The sequence below is a fragment of the Snuella sedimenti genome (genome assembly GCF_016428595.1).
GTDB classification, from domain to species: Bacteria; Bacteroidota; Bacteroidia; order Flavobacteriales; family Flavobacteriaceae; genus Snuella; species Snuella sedimenti.
Map to the genome: position 1 here is coordinate 106,980 of NZ_JAELVQ010000001.1, position 19,671 is coordinate 126,650.

Sequence of the window (19,671 nt, forward strand, 5' to 3'; positions counted from 1 at the left end):
CTTTTCGTTTTTAGTTTTTAATTCTACCTATTGATTTCAATTGTAACTCTTGTTTCCAGCTAAACAATACCGGAACGACAAATAATGTGATAAGCGCTATAAGCATCCCTCCAAAACTAGGGATGGCCATTGGTATCATAATATCACTACCTCTACCCGTTGATGTCAATACAGGCAACAAAGCCAAAATAGTTGTAGCGGTAGTCATTAAACAAGGTCTGATTCGCTTTTCACCGGCTTCTATTACAGAGGCTTGTATGGCCAGCTTTGTCTTAGGTGCGTTCTTGCTAAACGTTTGTTTTAAGTAAGTGGCCATAACCACTCCGTCGTCTGTTGCTATTCCAAACAATGCAATAAACCCGACCCAAACGGCTACACTAAGATTAATAGGATGCATTTGGAACAGATCGCGAAGGTTCTCCCCAAAAACACTAAAGTTTAAAAACCAGTCCTGCCCGTATAACCAAATCATAACAAAACCACCTGCAAAAGCAACGGCTATGCCAGTAAACACCATTAAGGATGTAGCTATCGAACGGAATTGAAAATAGAGAATCAAGAAAATAATAAGCAATGCCAACGGAACGACTACCGACAAGGTCTTTTCTGCTCGTAGCTGGTTTTCGTAAGTACCTGTAAATTGGTAACTAATCCCTTTCGGAACTACCAATTCTCCCGAAGCGATCTTCGTATGAATCAAAGCCTGAGCACGCTCAACAACATCTACTTCGGCATAGCCGTCCAACTTATCAAATAACACATACCCCACGAGGAATGTATCCTCACTTTTTATAACCTGCGGTCCCTGCTCATAACGAACGCTTGCCAATTCGCTTAAAGGCACTGGAGTTCCTTTGGAAACGGGTACATAAATCTGTTTAAGATCATTAGGGTTTGCTCGTAATTCCCGTGGATAGCGCACCCTAACACCATAGCGTTCTCTCCCTTCTACAGTTTGGGTTAATACCATGCCACCAACAGCAACTTTTAGCACATCCTGAACTGCCTCTATTGAAATACCATAACGTGCGATCTTTTCCCTGTTTATATCTATTAACATATAAGGCTTTCCTACGATGCGATCAGCAAAAACAGCTTCGGCCTTAACGCCTTCTGCTTGTTTTAAAATGGCTTCTAACTGGATTCCAAAAGCCTCAATTTGTTTTAAATCTTGCCCTTTCACCTTAATCCCCATGGGGGCACGCATACCGGTTTGCAACATAACCAATCGGGTTTCGATGGGCTGTAATTTAGGTGCTGAAGTAACCCCAGGAAGTTTTGTAACTTTTACGATCTCGTTCCAGATATCATTTGGCGTTTGTATTTCGGGACGCCAGTTGCGGAAAAATTCACCGTCATCGTCAGGAATGAGCATTTTCGATGTTATATCGTGTGTTGTCGCTTTGTTAATGCTCTGGTTCTCTGCTGCGTTCGAACTTACAGTCCTGTTAGGGTTTTCAACAAAGCGCCCATCCTTCAACGCAAACAAGCCATCGTCATTGACTTTATAGCGTTGGCGTTCACCTGCCTCATTGAGCATATATTCTGGCTTGTACTGAATAACATTCTCATACATGGATAAGGGCGCTGGATCTAAAGCCGATTCCACCCTACCAGCCTTCCCAACAACCGTTTCTATCTCGGGAATATTGGCCACAGCCATATCCAACTGTTGCAATACACGTTTGTTTTCTTCCACTCCCGAATGTGGCATGGATGTGGGCATCAGTAAAAAGGAACCTTCATTTAAAGCTGGCATAAATTCCTTACCTGTATTTTTCATGATAAGAAAACCACAAACAACAAGAAACATTGGAATGGACAAAAAGAGTAACTTATGTGCCAATGCCCATTGTAAAATACGTGTATAATACCTCCTAAAAAGCGTAAATACAGCCAACAGACCAAAACAAACAAGGCCTACAAAAATAAGATTCCAAAAAATGCTTTTATCGACTCCTAAAGGTCGCCAATACTCAGCTAAAAGAAACACAATGGCCAGCGCCGATATAAAAATATTGATACTATTTTTTGAAACCGAAAAATTAAAAGTGAGAAATGAGAAACGAAATGCTGTTTTATTATAATATAAACTGGCGATCGACACCACACCATACGCCAGCAATATACCACCTAAGCCATGGCCATATAAAACCATAACAACTCCAAATAGTATCAAGACCCCATTTAAAGCATAACCGAAAACCTTTTTAACTCGTTTTTTTCTAAACAAAAATGCTGCAAAAGGGGGAATTAAAAACAAGGCCACAATTATAGAGGCTGTTAAGGCAAAGGTCTTTGTAAATGCTAAGGGCCTGAATAGCTTTCCTTCGGCACCAATCATTGTAAACACAGGAATGAAACTTATAATGGTCGTCATAACCGCAGTAACAATAGCTCCAGACACTTCGGCTGTAGCTTTATAAACTACTGTATTTATGGAGGATTGTTTTTTATCTTCATCTAGATGCCTAATAATATTCTCTGAGAGAATGACCCCTACATCTACCATCGTACCAATAGCAATGGCTATTCCCGAAAGAGCAACTATGTTAGCATCTACTCCAAAAAGCTTCATGGCAATAAAGACCATAAGAACCGCCACAGGCAACAATCCGGATATTAAAACGGAAGCTCTTAAATTAAATACCATGACAATAATTACTAAAATAGTAATTAATATTTCCAGGGTTAAAGCCTCATTAAGTGTCCCAAGTGTTTCTTGAATAAGTTCAGTTCGATCGTAAAAAGGCACTATGGTAACCTGGGAAGTGGTTCCATCGGATAATACTTTGGAAGGTAAACCTGCGCTTAATTCTTTTATCTTTCCTTTTACGTTATTAATAACTTCTAAAGGATTGGCTCCATACCTAGCCACAACAACGCCTCCAACAACTTCGGCGCCTTCTTTATCTAATATCCCTCTTCGTGCTGCAGGGCCTAATACTACTTTAGCTACGTCCTTAATCCTAATTGCCGTATATTCTTCGGAAGTTACTACCGCATTTTCGATATCCGCGATAGACTTCACATACCCCAATCCACGAACCAAATACTCAACCTGATTTATTTCTATGGTTTGTGCTCCTATATCTGTATTGCTTTCTTTAACTGCTTTTACAATCTGATTTAATCCAATATTGTACTGCCGCATCAATTCGGGATCAACATCTATTTGATATTCTTGCACATAGCCACCAATAGAGGCTACCTCTGAGACACCACTAGCAGAAGACAAGGCATACTTAACATAATAATCCTGAATGCTTCTCAGCTCCTGCAAATCCCAACCACCGGTTACATTGCCTTCCTTATCACGCCCTTCCAAGGTATACCAAAATATTTGTCCTAATCCCGTAGCATCTGGCCCTAAGGCCGGGCTTACACCTTCGGGCAGCAAACCACTTGGTAATGAATTAAGCTTTTCCAATATTCTACTACGACTCCAGTAAAACTCGATATCTTCTTCAAAAATGATATAGATGCTAGAGAACCCAAACATAGAAGAGCTTCGTATGGTCTTTACACCAGGAATTCCCAACAACGAGGTTGTTAACGGGTAGGTGATCTGATCTTCGATATCCTGGGGCGATCGTCCTTCCCACTTTGTAAAAACGATCTGTTGGTTTTCACCTATATCGGGAATAGCATCTACAGCTACTGGATTGCTTGGTAAAAAGCCAGTATCCCAATTAAAAGGTGCATTAACTGTTCCCCATCCTACAAAGAGCACCAACAACAGGACGGCCACCAGTTTATTCTCTATTAAAAATTTTATGCTTTTATTTAGCATTTCATCTTACTTTTAAACTATTAGACAATATAAGTGTGTAAAACACGGTATACGGTATAGCACCTGGCAGAAATAATCCTGAGGTGTATCGCTCTAAAGTTTAAAAATCAAATTAAATAGCTTTCGTCAATCTTGAAGATTTGCTTTATGACGCATGGCGGTTTATACGCCTTATAAGGCGTAACCTCTTTACTTGTATCTTCAAAAAGATTAAGATAAGTGTATATAAACGAGGTAACAAATAATTGTTTATCTAACGATAATTTATGCAGGTTTAGCTGTAACTCATCCTGACCATCAACTACTAACTGCTTATCGTTACAACACCCCTCTTTAGTTACCGAACAATCTGAAGTTGTCGATGCTTGTTGCATTTCCATGCCACAAGTTTCTACTTTATAAAAAATGGCCGTGTCTACCAAAGTATCACCACAATAATGCATATCAATGGTAAAAGACATTGTAGAAAACAATACTACAAAGGCCATTGAAAAGGATACTATTTTAGTAAAAACCGATCTCATAATGAAACAAAAGTACAAAAAATCAAATACCCATGTCTTTTTTACAAATTATTTAACAACCTGCGTTTCAATTTATAGTAATAAAATGCGGGTAAAAGTAAAAGTAAAATAACAGGCTGAATCAAAAAACGACGTACGTTAAAAAACATATAATAGTCCTGCTGTCTTGGGTTGATTACAAAATACAAATAAATAAGAATCAATACCACAAAAGCAACCACATATATAAAAGCTGAAAACTTGACCATGCTTTTTTCTTTAAAAATAACATACAATATCCCTAAAGATATAATACTGTTTAAAGTATAACGCAAGCCTGTAAACATTGTAAGTTTAAACACTTCCCGCCTGGGGTTGTCCAGATAAAGGTAATCGTTCTTAAAAAAAATAAGATACGGATCGTAAAACAATTCATTTTCAAACCACCGGATCAACACCAATGCTCCAAACAGCAAGAAAAGCAACGTATATCTGGTGAATTTATTCATTCCCTCTACTCAAATTTGAAAAACGATTTACCCATAATACCCACAGTAAACATACTATGCCATAAATTATCCCCGGAAACACGACACTATGTAATACTTCGCTTCGCCACGGATAATGGTACAAGGCAACTGCAAAAAAAACGATGCGGACTAAATTTACTATATAAATTAATACAGCACCACAAATTACATACAAAATAGTCGTCTTTAATCTTCCTGCAAAAGCAACAACAAATGCTAAAAATAAAATAATAACGCTTAACGAATTACACCCTTCAATAATTCGTGCTAAATATTTACCGTTAACAATAAGTTTTATTGAAGGCTCATCCGAATGTTCCAATACTTGTGTTTCATACCCAATATCATTCAACAAAACTCCAACCTGTTTGGCTACTAAATTTGTCACATAATCCGGATAATATTTAGTATTGATTGCATACTGCAAATAGGCTTTGTACAACAACGATAAAACGATATATACAATCAAAAAAGTAAGTATAAACTTAATTACGGTTTTATATTGAATTAGGAGTGCTCTCAAAAAAACTTTAATAGATTACTGGATTAAATTTATACCAAACGTAATATCGAATTTACAGCTTTTTAAATACTTTTACTAAAACTTTTGAAATTATGGTGTTTGAAACATTAAAACCACAAATAATATCCATTACTACTAATACAAAAAAAGCAACCAACGAGCGCCTATTTGCCATTTGTAAATTATTGGAGAACCAAATAGTTTATTACAACTGGGTTGGTTTTTATTTTAGAAACGGCGATAAAGAAGAGCTTATTTTAGGCCCCTATGTTGGCGAACCTACAGAACACACGATTATCCCTTTTGGAAAAGGCATTTGCGGGCAGGTTGCTGTGAGCAATAAAAACTTTGTGGTTCCCGATGTTTCAGCCCAAGACAACTATATTGCCTGCAGTATTACAGTAAAAGCCGAAATCGTAATCCCAATCTTTGTAAACGGAAAAAACATTGGTCAAATAGATATCGATTCGAACACACCCGATCCATTTAGTGAAAAAGACGAACATTTTTTAGAGTTTGTTTGCAATGAAGTGTCCAAAATTTTATAGTTCCACCCTCTCAATTCATTTAACCCCAATATATGTGTTAAAAAAATTTGTTGCTATTTCAAATTACTTCACATATGTTGTGTTCTTAAATTTAACGTGAGTTTCTATGTTAAAACCAACCAATATTCAAAAACTTATTTTCGATACTATTTTTCTTCGAAAAATCACTCAGATTGACAGTTTTTGAATGAAAATCATATCAGATTACATAGAATTCCGAAGGGACTTTGTGTTGAAATCAAATGATTTTCTTATATCGAGTTAAATTTAAACACTGAAATCAAGAAAACACTTGTTTTTATTGTGTTTTACAATCTCATGACAAAGTTCTAATACACAATATAGATTCAACTAAAAAAAACACGTTGTTTTTTAATTGGATTAAGCCTATATTTTAGTTGAAATAATTACTTTTGCACTCATAAACAACAAAGCACCATAAACGCTTAATAATCACAAAATTTTATTTCCTTTTACCAGGGAAACCTTCAAACATAACACAACAATAATGAGCAACGAAAAAACTATCAAATCTGCCTTAATTTCGGTATTCAGCAAAGATGGCTTAGAACCCATTGTAAAAACACTAAACGAACAAGGCGTTACGATTTACTCTACTGGTGGCACACAAGCATTTATAAACGATTTAGGTATTGATGTTGTCCCTGTTGAAGATATCACCTCTTACCCTTCCATTCTTGGTGGTCGTGTAAAGACCTTACATCCTAAAGTGTTTGGGGGGATTTTAAATCGTCAAAACAACGAAACAGATGTTGCTGAATTAGCTGAATTCGAAATTCCACAGATAGATGCTGTTATTGTTGATTTATATCCTTTTGAAAAAACAGTAGCATCGGGTGCCAGCGAACAAGATATTATTGAAAAAATTGATATTGGAGGCATCTCGTTAATTCGTGCAGCTGCAAAAAACTTTGCAGATGTTGTATGTGTTGCTTCTGTTAACGATTACAGTGCGTTTTTAGAACTTATCACAACTCAAAACGGTGCACTTTCTTTAGAGGACAGAAAGCGTTTTGCTACAAAAGCGTTTAACGTATCCTCTCATTACGATACAGCTATCTTTAATTACTTTAACAATAACAATGAAGAAACTGTATTGAAGATTAGTGAAACCAACGGCAAAGTTTTGCGCTATGGTGAAAACCCACATCAAAAAGGTTTTTTCTTCGGAAACTTTGATGACATCTTCACTAAACTTCACGGAAAAGAATTAAGCTATAACAATTTGTTAGATGTTGATGCAGCCGTTAACTTAATGAATGAGTTTAAAAACGATGCGCCTACATTCGCCATATTAAAACACAATAATGCTTGTGGCCTAGCCCAACGCGACACCATACATAAAGCTTATATTGATGCGCTTGCAGGGGATCCTGTTTCTGCTTTTGGAGGTATTTTAATTAGTAATACTGAAATTGACAAAGCCACTGCCGAAGAAATCCATAACTTATTCTGTGAAGTTGTTATTGCGCCTTCATTTTCAGAAGAAGCTCTAGAGATTCTTAAAGGCAAAAAGAATCGTATCCTTTTAATACTTAAGAACATTGACTTACCACAAACAAATGTTCGCACTTGCTTAAATGGAATTTTAGTTCAGGATAAAGACAACATTACCGATTCTAAAGAAGGTTTAACCAATGCCACACACACTAAACCTACAGCCAACGAACTAGAGGATTTGATTTTTGCTTCAAAAATTTGTAAACACACAAAATCAAATACTATTGTATTAGCTAAGAACAAACAACTTTGTGCTAGCGGAACCGGCCAAACAAGTCGCGTTGACGCCTTAAACCAAGCCATTCATAAAGCAGGGTCATTTAACTTCGATTTAAATGGTGCCGTTATGGCCAGTGATGCGTTCTTCCCGTTTCCAGATTGTGTAGAAATTGCTAAAAATGCAGGTATAAGTGCTGTCATTCAGCCTGGAGGTTCTATAAAAGATCAGCTAAGTATTGATTATTGTAATGATAATAACGTTGCGATGGTAATGACTGGAACTCGCCATTTTAAACACTAATATTAAATTTATAATTTAGTTAAGCGTCCATTAAACCCATTTTACACGTATAACATTTTAATGGTTTTTGATTAAATATAGATAAGAATTATAGCTCGCATATTTGTCAAGTTTTATTACATTTACAAGATTAGTTTTTAAACCTCAAAAAAATCACATATAACACATGGGCTTTTTCGACTTCTTAACCGAAGATATTGCAATAGATCTAGGAACTGCAAACACGCTTATTATACATAATGACAAGGTAGTTGTTGATGCGCCGTCGATAGTCGCTAGAGACCGTATTACCAGTAAAATAATAGCTGTTGGTCAAGAGGCCAGCTTAATGCAAGGTAAAACCCATGAGAATATAAAAACCATAAGACCTCTAAAAGATGGTGTTATTGCAGATTTCGATGCTTCAGAGCAAATGATAAGTATGTTTATAAAAAACATACCTGCTTTAAAGAAAAAGTTTTTCTCTCCTGCTTTAAGGATGGTTATTTGTATTCCGTCTGGCATTACGGAGGTTGAAATGCGTGCGGTAAAAGAAAGTGCTGAGCGTGTTAATGGTAAAGAAGTTTATTTAATACACGAACCTATGGCTGCAGCAATAGGTATTGGAGTAGACATTATGCAACCTAAAGGCAATATGGTTGTCGATATTGGTGGAGGAACTACCGAGATTGCTGTTATTGCGCTTGGAGGAATTGTATGCGACAAATCGGTAAAAATTGCGGGTGATGTCTTTACAAACGACATCGTATACTACATGCGTACACAGCACAACTTGTATGTAGGGGAGCGTACTGCAGAAAAAATAAAAATCCAAATAGGTGCAGCTACTGAAGACTTAGAACTTCCTCCTGAAGACATGAGTGTTCAAGGACGTGATTTATTAACGGGAAAACCCAAACAAGTGCAGATTTCTTATAGAGAAATTGCCAAAGCGCTTGATAAATCTATTTTAAGGATTGAAGATGCGGTTATGGAAACCCTGTCACAAACACCACCTGAGCTAGCTGCCGACATATACAACACTGGTATTTACTTAGCTGGAGGAGGATCGATGCTTAGAGGTTTAGACAAGCGTTTATCCCAAAAAACAGATCTTCCAGTTTATATAGCAGAAGACCCTTTAAGAGCCGTAGTACGTGGCACTGGCATTACACTTAAAAACTTATCTAAATACAAAAGCGTATTGATAAAATAGTCTAATAGACCATGCAACAAATTATCAATTTTATAATAAGAAACAAAACCTTTTTGTTGTTCTTGTTGCTGTTTACTATCTCTATTCTTTTTACAATCCAATCGCATTCTTATCACAAAAGTAAGTTTATCAATTCTGCTAACTTTATTACTGGCGGCGTTTATAATTCTGTCAACAATATTACTGGCTACTTTGATCTAAAAACCCAAAATGAAGTTTTAGTCGAAGAAAACAATTATCTAAAATCCCTTTTATATAACACCAAACAACCCGCGGACGGCACCCTCTTTAGAGATAGTCTATCTTTCGATAAACAATTTATATTTGGCACAGCGAAGGTTATTAAAAACAGTTATTCATCCACCGATAACATTTTATTAATTGACAAAGGTTCTAACGACAGCATAAAACAAGATTTTGGTGTCATAACAAGTAAAGGCATTTTAGGAGTAGTCAATAAGACAAGTAAAAATTTTGCCACCGTTATTTCAATTTTAAATACTAACAGCCAAATAAGTGCCCAACTAAAAAAATCAAACCACTTTGGCTCTTTAACTTGGGATGGCATAAGCCCTGCTTTTGTACAACTATTAGATCTTGGAAAAATTGCACCGGTAAAAAAAGGAGATACGATTGTTACCTCCGGAAGGTCTTCAATATTTCCAAAAGGCATTCCTATTGGGACAATAACAGATTTTGAGTTAGATGATGCCGAAAATTTTTATGTGATACAGGTTAAGCTGTTTAACGACATGTCCAATATAGAGCATGTTTACACAATTGAGAACATTGATATAGTAGAGATCACCAATTTGTTAAACGAAAACAAAAATGAATAATATTGTCTCTGCAAATATTCTACGTTTTTTCACACTTGTTTTAGTACAAGTTCTAATATGTAGCCATATTAATTTTTTAGGCTACATCAATCCGTATATCTATATCTTGTTCATTATATTGTTTCCAGTTAAAAACAATCGTGTTCTTTTTATTTTTATAAGCTTTCTTTTAGGACTATCAGTCGACATCTTTTTAGACTCTGGGGGTATGCATGCCGCTGCTTGTGTTTTTATAGCTTATGTACGACCTGTGGTTCTAAAATTTTCTTTTGGCATACAATACGAACACCTTACCATGAAATTTGATGCAGTTGACTTTGGCTCTAAACTAACCTATATCACAGTGCTTACTGTTCTGCATCATATTATTTTATTTTATTTAGAAATATTTAGCATCTCCAAGATAATGTTAGTGCTACAAAAAACGTTATTCTCAAGTATATTTACTATTTTATTATGCGTGTTAATAACAATTATTTTTAGTAGAAAAACCAAATGAGACAACTCTTACTTTTTGCATCTGTAATACTTGTTGGTCTTTTATTTATATCCAGACTTTTCTATCTGCAAGTTTATACATCAAATGAACATAATTTATTTGATGATAATGCCATACGAAAAGTTTACGACTACCCAAAGCGCGGTTTTGTGTACGATAGAAATGGACGGCTTTTGGTAGATAACCAACCCTCTTATGATGTCATGGTTATTCCTCGTGAAGTCAAACCATTGGACACGCTTGAGTTTTGCGCATTGCTTAAAATAGACAAAGAAAAATTTATAACCACTTATAAAAAAGCATATCATTATTCCCCTAGGCTCCCATCGGTTTTCGTGTCTCATTTATCGAAAGAAGACTATGCTGTTTTACAGGAAAAGATGCGAAAATATGAAGGCTTTTACATTCAAAAACGTTCTTTACGCCATTATCAAACAACGATAGGTGCTAATGTTTTAGGTAGTATTAGCGAAGTTAACAATGCTATTATAGAAAAAGACCCCTATTATAAAATGGGGGATCTTATTGGAACAGAAGGTGTTGAAGTCTCTTATGAAAAAGTATTACGAGGCGTAAAAGGTATTAAATTCATTCAAAAAGACCGGTTTAACAGGGACATTGCCCCTTATAAGGGTGGAGAATTTGACACAATACCCGTACCCGGAAAAGACATTACCATCACCATTGATGCTGAATTGCAAGCTTATGGCGAATTACTTATGCAAAATAAACGAGGTGGCATTATTGCTATCGAACCCAGTAGCGGTGAAATACTAACCATGGTTACTGCGCCTAGTTATAATCCTAACTTATTAGTTGGAAGGAATCGATCTGCTAACTACTCTAAAATGCATTATGACACTATTGCAAAACCCTTATTCAACAGAGCATTAAAAGCGCAGTACCCACCAGGATCACCATTTAAAGTCTTGAATGCCCTCATTGGTTTGCAAGAGAATATAGTTAGTACCCATGATAAATTTAGCTGTAGGATGGGATACTACCTTGGAAGTAGAAAACTAACCGGTTGCCACGACCACTTTAGTCCGGTAAACATGAATCAAGGTATTGCACAATCCTGCAACGCTTACTTTGCAAATGTATACAGACGCATTGTTGAAAAGTATGATACTGCGGCTGAGGGATTAAATGTTTGGAGCAACCATGTAAAAAGTTTTGGATTAGGTAACTATTTAGGTTATGATTTAAAAATTGGTAGTCCAGGACGCGTTCCCGATGGAAACTTTTATGACAAATGGTACGGAAAAGGGCGATGGGCATCAACCTATAACATTTCTAATGCTATAGGTCAAGGGGAAGTTGAAGCCACGCCTATCCAATTAGCCAATATGGTTGCTGCCATTGGTAACCGCGGTTATTTTTACACGCCCCACATCATAAAGGCAATAGAAGATGACACCATTCCTAAAAAATTCACAACCCGGAAATACACCACCATAGATAAAATAAATTTCGAGCCTGTCATACAAGGAATGTTTGACGTATACAACGATGGGACTGCTACTTATTTAAAAGTACCTGGTATTGAAATTTGTGGAAAAACAGGTACTGCTGAAAATTTCATGAAGATTGACGGTGTAACAACCCAGCTTACAGACCATTCTATTTTTGTTGCATTTGCCCCAAAAGAAGACCCTAAAATAGCACTCGCCGTATTTGTTGAAAATGGCTACTGGGGGAGTCGGTTTGCCGGAAAGGTTGCCAGTTTAATGATTGAAAAACACATTAAAGGATATATTACGAGAACTGATTTAGAACATTGGATTTTATCGCACAGTTTAGAAGATGAGTACGCTAAACCCTACTCTGGTGAACCTTTTAAAATTAATGGCCAAACCTCTTTACAGGTACTCGATGGCCCCGACTATAATAAATTGATAGAACAGCTAAATAAAATGAATGATGGTTAGGGAAACCAATAAATATTTTAAATTTGATTGGATTACCATCGTGCTCTTTTTACTTTTAGTTGGCTTTGGATGGTTAAATATCTTATCGGCATCGCACACAGGGGAAACAATTAATTACTTTGATTTTTCACAACCTTATGGCAAACAACTAATATTTATCTTTTTTACCTTCGCCCTAATAGTAGTTTTACTTGCCATTGATGCAAAATTTTATGAGCGTTTTTCCAGTATTATATACATTATCGCTCTACTATCCCTTGTAGGGCTCTTTATATTTGGCAAAAATGTAAATGGTGCCACTTCTTGGTATGGCATAGGAGGTATGACCTTACAGCCTAGTGAATTTGCAAAAGCAGCTACGGCGCTTGCCGTTGCCAAATTTGTGAGTGATTTAAATACCGACATAAAACGTTTTAAAGATCAATTAAAAGTTTTATTAATACTGTTCATCCCTGCTTTTTTGGTTTTATTACAAAATGATACGGGAAGCACACTCGTTTATGCTGCTTTTATTTTTGTTTTGTATAGGGAAGGGCTTCCAAAATACTATTTAACCATTAGTATAATAATTGTTTTATTATCTGTTTTATCACTAAAATTTGGCGTAACAACTACCTCCATAATTGCTTTTATTGGCATATTGGCTTTTTATTTCTTAAATAAAAAACACACCTCTATAATCCAATCCATTATTACTTTAATATGTTGTGTATTGGTATCCTTTGGCGTTAAGTTCTTTTATCAAAACGTCCTGCAACCACACCAGCAAGATCGTATAAGTCTATGGTTACGATTAGAAAAAGACCCTGCTAAACTTAAACGTATGAAACAAACGTTTGCCTACAACCTAAACGAGTCTGAAAAAGCCATTAGCTCTGGTGGGCTTACAGGACGAGGTTTTTTAGAAGGCACTAGGACTACAGGGAAATTTGTACCAGAACAACACACCGATTACATTTTTAGTACCGTAGGTGAAGAATGGGGCTTTTTAGGGAGTTCATTTGTCGTTATACTTTTCGTATTACTCATTCTTAGAGTCCTACACTTGGCCGAACTTCAAAAATCACAATTTAGTCGTGTCTATGGCTATTCGGTTGCAGCTATTATTTTTATGCACTTTTTCATTAACATTGGTATGGTTATGGGCTTAATACCCACTATTGGCATTCCATTACCTATGTTTAGTTATGGAGGCTCTGGACTTTGGGCCTTCACCATTTTATTATTTATTTTTATAAAACTGGATTCTAACCGAATCAACGAATGGTGATTATTTAGCATCCTGTACGCAGTCGCAGTTTACAGTGACAAATATCCAAACAAACTAGGGGAGGTTGACTAAGATGAACGGGCTTAACTCAAAAACCTAAAACAAGGGGAATAATGGATAAAGAATTTATGTCAGTTTAAGTGCCAAATCTGTGATTTGGTGCACTTCGACTTCGCTCAGTAGAGCTATCGAAAACAAATAAATTTCTTACTAAAAGTGCAGCTGTCTTAAGTCAAACTTTAGGATAGCTGTGACTTAACAACAACCAAAAATTTAACCCTACTTTTTTAACTCCAGTTTTTCAGCAAAATAATCACAAAAATCTTTCATGGTAGCTGTCATCTTTTCATCTTGCGTTGCCCTGTTAAATGTATCACTCATTGCAACTAGGGTTTGATGAAAAAACACTTTCATGTCATCTACCGGCATGTCCTTGGTCCACAAATCGATACGTAATGTTTCTTTAGCATTAGCATCCCATACCGATAGCATCATAGCTTTAGCCTCCTCATTACTTATACCGCCATCTTGCGCTGACCACTTTAATTTTTCAGGTATGCGATTATCATCAAGTTCTATATTAAGCTCTATTGTTGATGTTCTATTCTTAGACATTATTTTCTTGGTTTAAACTTTGAATTATTAAAAATATCTTCTGCACTCATTATAAGCATGTCCTTTAGAGGAACGTTATTTTTTTCCATGTATGCCCTTACAATTTGCCAACCTAGGTATTGCCCCAACCGGCCTGGCGATTCCTTGTCTATTTCTTCCAGATAAAACTTAGAAAAAGGTGCTGGGTTAATAAATCGTCCTGGAAGCTTAGAATCTGTACTAAACAACAATTCGCGTTCTACAAAATAACGCCAAATATAACTTTCGTTAGCAATAGCCCAGTCCAATTGTTCTTGCGAATACCCTATACGCTCTTTTTCGTCTACAAAAGGAATAACCACATCTTTAAAATAAAGTAACTTTCCAAAGTATATCATCTCGTCCAACAACGTTTTTCTGTGCTGTTGAAACGTATACCTTTTTGCGTATTCATTTGCTAAATCCACAACAATCTGTTCCTTACGCAAGTTTTGAACTGTATACTTCTGTATCCCACTATAAAACTCGTGGTCACTTCCAAGATACGTATCTAAAGAAATAAGTGCTATTGTATCGGTAACAATCACTTTATTTCTATAGTCTACGTCCGATGTCGTAGTGATAATACGTGGCGGATTAAAATTTGGGAAATAATACCTTAAATGATTAAAGAGGGATTCGATTTTAGCTTCTTCATTTTTAAAATTTGGAAAGGCTTTAGCAACTTCAGATGCCAATTGCATTTGTAATGTATCTTGCTTTTTAGCTATCCAAAACGAATCACTATATTTTTCGGCAAACATAAACGGATATGCCCGTTTTAACTTAGGCAAACCCTGAACGGTTATTTCTGAAAATAACTTATCATAACGTTCAACATCCACATCAATATTAATAGCTGCAATAGTTTTTTCAATCTGATTTTCAGTCTTGCACGAAAATACAACAGCAATAAAACCGATAAGAGGCAATAAATGTTTCATATTTAAAACTTAAACGCTATAATTTTTTATATATTGAAGGCTTTACTTTATTTTTGTCTGCAAAGGTAATATTCTTAGATTTAAATCCATTTAATATGCAGACAGAAAAAGTTGTAGACCATATTGTTAATTGGCTGAAAGATTATGCTTCTAATGCAGGCGTTAAAGGTTTTGTTATTGGCATTTCGGGAGGCATCGATTCGGCAGTAACCTCAACTTTGTGTGCAAAAACGAATTTACCCCTTCTCTGTTTAGAAATGCCTATACACCAAGCAACTTATCAAGTAAATAGAGCTTTAAACCATATTGATTGGCTAAAAACCAATTTTACTAACATAACCATGACTCAAGTAAACCTAACACCCGTTTTTGACAATCTGGTAGCCGCCCTACCTCCTGTGAAAAATGAAGAAGATCGATTTATGTCTTTAGCAAATACCAGAGCTCGATTACGAATGACTTCACTTTACTACTTTGCTGCACTAAACAACTATTTAGTAGCTGGAACGGGTAATAAAGTAGAGGATTTTGGTGTTGGCTTTTACACAAAATATGGTGATGGCGGCGTTGATTTAAGTCCCATTGCCGATTTATTAAAAACCCAAGTTTATGAAATAGCCGAACATTTAGGAATTATACAGGAAATTATTGATGCAGCCCCTACCGATGGCCTTTGGGGAGACGACAGAACTGATGAAGATCAAATTGGCGCCTCTTACCCTGAATTGGAATGGGCTATGAAAATGGACAATAATGGTAAAAAAGCGGAAGATTTTTCTGGAAGGAAACAAGAAGTTTTTAAAATTTACAAACGCTTTAACACCGCTAACAAACACAAAATGTTACCAATACCTATTTGTAAAATTCCCACAAACTTGATTTAAGTCTTGCAGGGTAGTAAAAAAATTACTACCTTTGTTTTATGGCTTAATCTCTCAATTATAATTATCTCTCAACCAAATTATAATATTAAAGCTTTCAATTATGATTAAATTATTAATAGCAGACAACCACCCTATTGTAAGAAAAGGGTTAGAAATTCTTTTTTCAGCGTCTTCTAACGTTAAAATTGTTGGAAATGTTGATAATGGCGAGGCCTTACTAGAATTTGTAAAGAACAATCCGGTAGACATTATCTTAACCGAAGCCGATTTACCAAAACTTAATGGTTTAACGGTTTTACGTTATTTAAAAAATGACTATCCAGACGTAAAGACCATTATTTTTAGTGGTCAACCGGAAGAAGTTTATGCCATCAATGCCATTAAAGCAGGTGCGGCCGGTTACTTATCTAAATCCGTTAATATCATAACGATTAACGAAGCCGTTTTAAAAGTTCATGAAGGGGGTATTTATTTAAGTAATGAGCTAACCAAACAATTAGCATTGGGTAGTAGATCCAATAAATCGGGTGCTTTTTACAAAAAGTTATCCACTCGTGAGGCAGAGGTTTTAAAACTCCTAACCATAGGAAGAAAAAACAAAGAAATCTCAAAAGAATTGGATATTAACGAGAAAACTGTAAGTACTTACAAGGCTCGTTTAATGAAAAAATTAAAGGTAACCAATTTAGTAGATTTGGTTACGCAAGCGAAACTTGCTGTAGAAGCTGAATCATAAAACACGGTTCAGTTTTCTAGATAAAAGCATTTTTAAGCCTGAGTAGTCTTTAACTTCTTCAAGAATATTTCTATTGGTATCCTGTATACTCTTTAGGGTTTCTTGCTGGAACTCTTTGACCTTTTGATCAATAAAAAAGCAACGCAGGCTTAAAATAGTTTCGCTCACCAATTGTCCTATTGTGTCTTTTTTCTGTTTGGGATAAATCTGCATTCGATTCCAATCATCAAGCGTATAACGTTCGTCATCCATTAAAATGGATGTGATTTCACTTGATATATCGGCATCAACTGAATTGATAAATGTCTTTAGCTCAAAATTAGGGTTTTGATTTAATGCCTCTATTACTTTATAATAGATCGTTTTAAATCGAGGGTTAGAAAATTCCATTTCGTCTTCCTGCAAATCCAAAAACACTTTTTCAAAAACTTTAGATTGATGAACCACAGGTTCTAAAACCAATTCTCCCTTATCGTTCTCTTTTAACACCAGATCCTCAAAATCTTCAACTTCATTACCATACAACAACAAAACCTCTATAATCTTACGTTCTAAAATATATTGCACATCTACCTTTTTAACAGGTTGTTGGTGCTTGATCACTTCAAAAGCTTTCTTACTCTGCTGGCCCTGTTTGCTTTCTTTCTGAACTTCTTTTTTATCGATCTGAGCCAACGTACTAAATAAAACCTCTTCACTTATATCCATTATCCTTGCACACTCCTGGATATAAATTTCTTTTTTAATACGATCGGGTATTTTAGAAATACTATTTACAATATCCCTGACTGTATCTGCTTTTTTAATGGGATCGTTCTTAGAATCTTCAAACAAAACAGATGCTTTAAACTGAATAAAATCCTTAGCATTTGTTTCTAAATATAATTTAAGTTCTTCAAGCGTATTTTTTCTTGCAAAACTATCGGGGTCTTCACCTTCTGGAAAAGAACACACCTTAACATCCATCCCTTGCTCTAGAATAAGATCCACTCCACGAAGTGAAGCACGCATACCCGCTGCATCGCCATCAAACAAAACAGTTATATTCTTTGTCAATCTGTTTATGAGCCTAATTTGGTCTGAGGTTAAAGCCGTTCCCGAAGAAGACACCACATTTTTTATCCCAGTTTGATAAAACTGAATAACATCGGTATATCCTTCAACCAGATAACAGTTATCTTCTTTAGAAATACTTTGCTTGGCATGATAAATACCATACAAAACTTTACTTTTATGGTAAATATCGCTTTCTGGAGAATTTAAGTATTTAGCTGCTTTTTTATCATTAATCAAAATACGCCCTCCAAAGCCCAACACTCGACCGCTCATACTTTTAATAGGAAACATAACACGTCCTTTAAACCTATCGAAACGCTTTGTTTCCTTAACAATAGTAAGTCCTGTTTTTTCTAAATACTCTATACTATACCCCTGCTTTAGAGCTTCATCCGTAAAAGCTTGCCACTCATCAAGCGAATACCCCAAGTCGAAAGTCTTTATAGTTTCATTGGTAAACCCCCGTTCTTTAAAGTAACTCAAACCAATCGCTTGTCCCTGATCGGTTTTATGAAGTATTCGTTGAAAATAAGCATTCGCAAATTCACTAACCAAATACAAACTCTCACGTGTATTGGCCTGTTCTTTTTGTTCGTTAGACTGTTCGGTTTCTTCTATTTCAATGTTGTATCGTTTTGCTAAATACTTTATTGCTTCTGGGTAGGTAAAATGTTCGTGTTCCATTAAAAATGCAACAACATTCCCACCTTTGCCACTGGAAAAATCCTTCCAGATTTGCTTAACCGGAGACACCATAAAACTTGGGGAACGTTCATCACTAAAAGGACTCAACCCTTTAAAGTTGCTCCCTGCTTTTTTAAGCTGAACAAAATCGCCAATAACCTCTTCTACACGAGCGGTCTCAAATACTAAATCTATGGATGATTGTGATATCAAATGACTACATTAACCCATTAAAAACGGGAATCTTTTTTATTAAAACTTAATTTTTAAAAGTAGGTTCCTGACTTTGCAGAAATAACAATGTAAAAGTACTATAATCTTATTGATTTTAGAAACGCATTAGCTTCTTGGATTTAATATTATGAAATGCCTACTAACAAAAAGTTGCAAACCCAACCGAAATCGAAGATTCACGAGCTCCTATTTTCAAAAGAATAACACGTGAGTATATGATAATTTAGGCATCGCATCTGACCACTAAAAAACAATAAAATTTAAACAGATGACAATGATCATGTTTTAAACAAAGTTTTTCTACTACTTTTAATAACTGTATTGAAATTACTAACAACAAATCCTTTAAATTCATGAAGTCGCAAAATCTTTTTTTAGTATGGTTTAGGATTATATTGGGTTTATTCTTAATTGTATATGCCTTAAATCAATTTTTGCATTTTTTACCAACATCGTATGGAACAATGCCAGAAAACACAAGAGACTTTATAGATGCTGTTGCACCTTACTTACCCTACCTGTACATGTTTGAAATCTTAATAGGGATACTATTGCTTATTAATAAATGGACAGCTTTTATCATTATTGTTTTATTTCCCCTCACTATAGCATTCTTGATTTTTAATCTTTCTAATAACGATATCAGTAAAATTTGGCCTGCCCTTATAGTAGCTTTCTTAAATATAGCTTTGGTACTAAGTAATAAAAAGAAATATATTCCGCTCTTTGAATAATTTGATTATAATTAATTTGTTTTAGCAACATAAAAGCAGGCAATACCTCAATTGGAAAAACCTGCTTTTATGGTTTTATAGAATGACATATTGC

General features: G+C 35.5%; 16 protein-coding genes. 9 read left to right on the forward strand and 7 right to left on the reverse strand.

The window, feature by feature from the left end; genetic code table 11:
* Positions 1-10: 10 nt before the first annotated feature.
* The 4 genes from JF259_RS00485 to xrtF all read right to left on the reverse strand — a co-directional run bounded on the left by JF259_RS00485 (position 11) and on the right by xrtF (position 5,349).
* Positions 11-3,793 carry an efflux RND transporter permease subunit gene (locus JF259_RS00485; protein ID WP_199111992.1) on the reverse strand — a complete coding sequence of 1,261 codons (3,783 nt, stop codon included), beginning with the start codon at positions 3,791-3,793 and terminating at the stop codon, positions 11-13.
* A 107-nt stretch (positions 3,794-3,900) separates the two neighbouring features.
* Entirely contained in the window at positions 3,901-4,317 is a 417-nt protein-coding gene (locus JF259_RS00490) for an HYC_CC_PP family protein (protein ID WP_199111994.1), read from the reverse strand.
* Between the two features lie 41 nt (positions 4,318-4,358).
* The gene (locus tag JF259_RS00495) at positions 4,359-4,805 is read right to left on the reverse strand and encodes an exosortase F system-associated membrane protein (protein ID WP_199111996.1); all 447 of its coding nucleotides are present in this window, start codon (positions 4,803-4,805) and stop codon (positions 4,359-4,361) included.
* Positions 4,798-5,349: an exosortase family protein XrtF gene (xrtF, locus tag JF259_RS00500; protein ID WP_199111998.1), complete on the reverse strand. Its 552-nt coding sequence runs from the start codon at positions 5,347-5,349 to the stop codon at positions 4,798-4,800. The genes JF259_RS00495 and xrtF overlap by 8 nt, the downstream gene beginning before the upstream one ends.
* 92 nt (positions 5,350-5,441) lie before the next feature.
* Between xrtF and JF259_RS00505 the strand changes: the two genes are divergently transcribed.
* The 6 genes from JF259_RS00505 to rodA all read left to right on the forward strand — a co-directional run bounded on the left by JF259_RS00505 (position 5,442) and on the right by rodA (position 13,672).
* Positions 5,442-5,897, forward strand: a complete 456-nt coding sequence (locus JF259_RS00505) for a GAF domain-containing protein (protein ID WP_199112000.1) — start codon at positions 5,442-5,444, stop codon at positions 5,895-5,897.
* A 508-nt stretch (positions 5,898-6,405) separates the two neighbouring features.
* Positions 6,406-7,938, forward strand: coding sequence for a bifunctional phosphoribosylaminoimidazolecarboxamide formyltransferase/IMP cyclohydrolase (purH, locus tag JF259_RS00510; RefSeq protein ID WP_199112002.1), 1,533 nt, complete (start codon positions 6,406-6,408; stop codon positions 7,936-7,938).
* A 166-nt stretch (positions 7,939-8,104) separates the two neighbouring features.
* Positions 8,105-9,133: a rod shape-determining protein gene (locus tag JF259_RS00515; protein ID WP_199112004.1), complete on the forward strand. Its 1,029-nt coding sequence runs from the start codon at positions 8,105-8,107 to the stop codon at positions 9,131-9,133.
* Positions 9,134-9,144: 11 nt separating this feature from the next.
* A complete protein-coding gene (gene mreC, locus JF259_RS00520) occupies positions 9,145-9,972 on the forward strand; it encodes a rod shape-determining protein MreC (RefSeq protein ID WP_199112006.1) in 828 nt (275 codons plus the stop codon).
* A gap of 495 nt (positions 9,973-10,467) precedes the next feature.
* On the forward strand, positions 10,468-12,402 hold the full coding sequence (locus tag JF259_RS00525; RefSeq protein WP_199112008.1) for a peptidoglycan D,D-transpeptidase FtsI family protein: 1,935 nt from the start codon (positions 10,468-10,470) through the stop codon (positions 12,400-12,402).
* Positions 12,395-13,672 (forward strand): rod shape-determining protein RodA, encoded by a 1,278-nt coding sequence (gene rodA / locus JF259_RS00530; protein WP_199112613.1) that lies wholly within the window; start codon positions 12,395-12,397, stop codon positions 13,670-13,672. The genes JF259_RS00525 and rodA overlap by 8 nt, the downstream gene beginning before the upstream one ends.
* Positions 13,673-13,951: 279 nt before the next feature.
* On the opposite strand, the gene gldC is transcribed toward rodA, so the two are convergent.
* Positions 13,952-14,287 carry a gliding motility protein GldC gene (gldC, locus tag JF259_RS00535; protein ID WP_199112010.1) on the reverse strand — a complete coding sequence of 112 codons (336 nt, stop codon included), beginning with the start codon at positions 14,285-14,287 and terminating at the stop codon, positions 13,952-13,954.
* On the reverse strand, positions 14,287-15,249 hold the full coding sequence (gene gldB / locus JF259_RS00540) for a gliding motility lipoprotein GldB (protein ID WP_199112012.1): 963 nt from the start codon (positions 15,247-15,249) through the stop codon (positions 14,287-14,289). The genes gldC and gldB overlap by 1 nt, the downstream gene beginning before the upstream one ends.
* A gap of 95 nt (positions 15,250-15,344) precedes the next feature.
* On the opposite strand from gldB, the gene nadE reads away from it, so the two are divergent.
* Complete coding sequence (nadE, locus tag JF259_RS00545; RefSeq protein WP_199112014.1) at positions 15,345-16,133, forward strand: NAD(+) synthase; 789 nt, start codon at positions 15,345-15,347, stop codon at positions 16,131-16,133.
* 100 nt (positions 16,134-16,233) lie between these two features.
* Positions 16,234-16,869 carry a response regulator gene (locus JF259_RS00550; protein ID WP_199112016.1) on the forward strand — a complete coding sequence of 212 codons (636 nt, stop codon included), beginning with the start codon at positions 16,234-16,236 and terminating at the stop codon, positions 16,867-16,869.
* On the opposite strand, the gene dnaG is transcribed toward JF259_RS00550, so the two are convergent.
* On the reverse strand, positions 16,864-18,822 hold the full coding sequence (dnaG, locus tag JF259_RS00555; RefSeq protein WP_199112018.1) for a DNA primase: 1,959 nt from the start codon (positions 18,820-18,822) through the stop codon (positions 16,864-16,866). The genes JF259_RS00550 and dnaG overlap by 6 nt on opposite strands.
* Positions 18,823-19,196: 374 nt before the next feature.
* On the opposite strand from dnaG, the gene JF259_RS00560 reads away from it, so the two are divergent.
* Complete coding sequence (locus tag JF259_RS00560) at positions 19,197-19,577, forward strand: DoxX protein (protein WP_199112020.1); 381 nt, start codon at positions 19,197-19,199, stop codon at positions 19,575-19,577.
* Positions 19,578-19,671 lie beyond the last annotated feature (94 nt).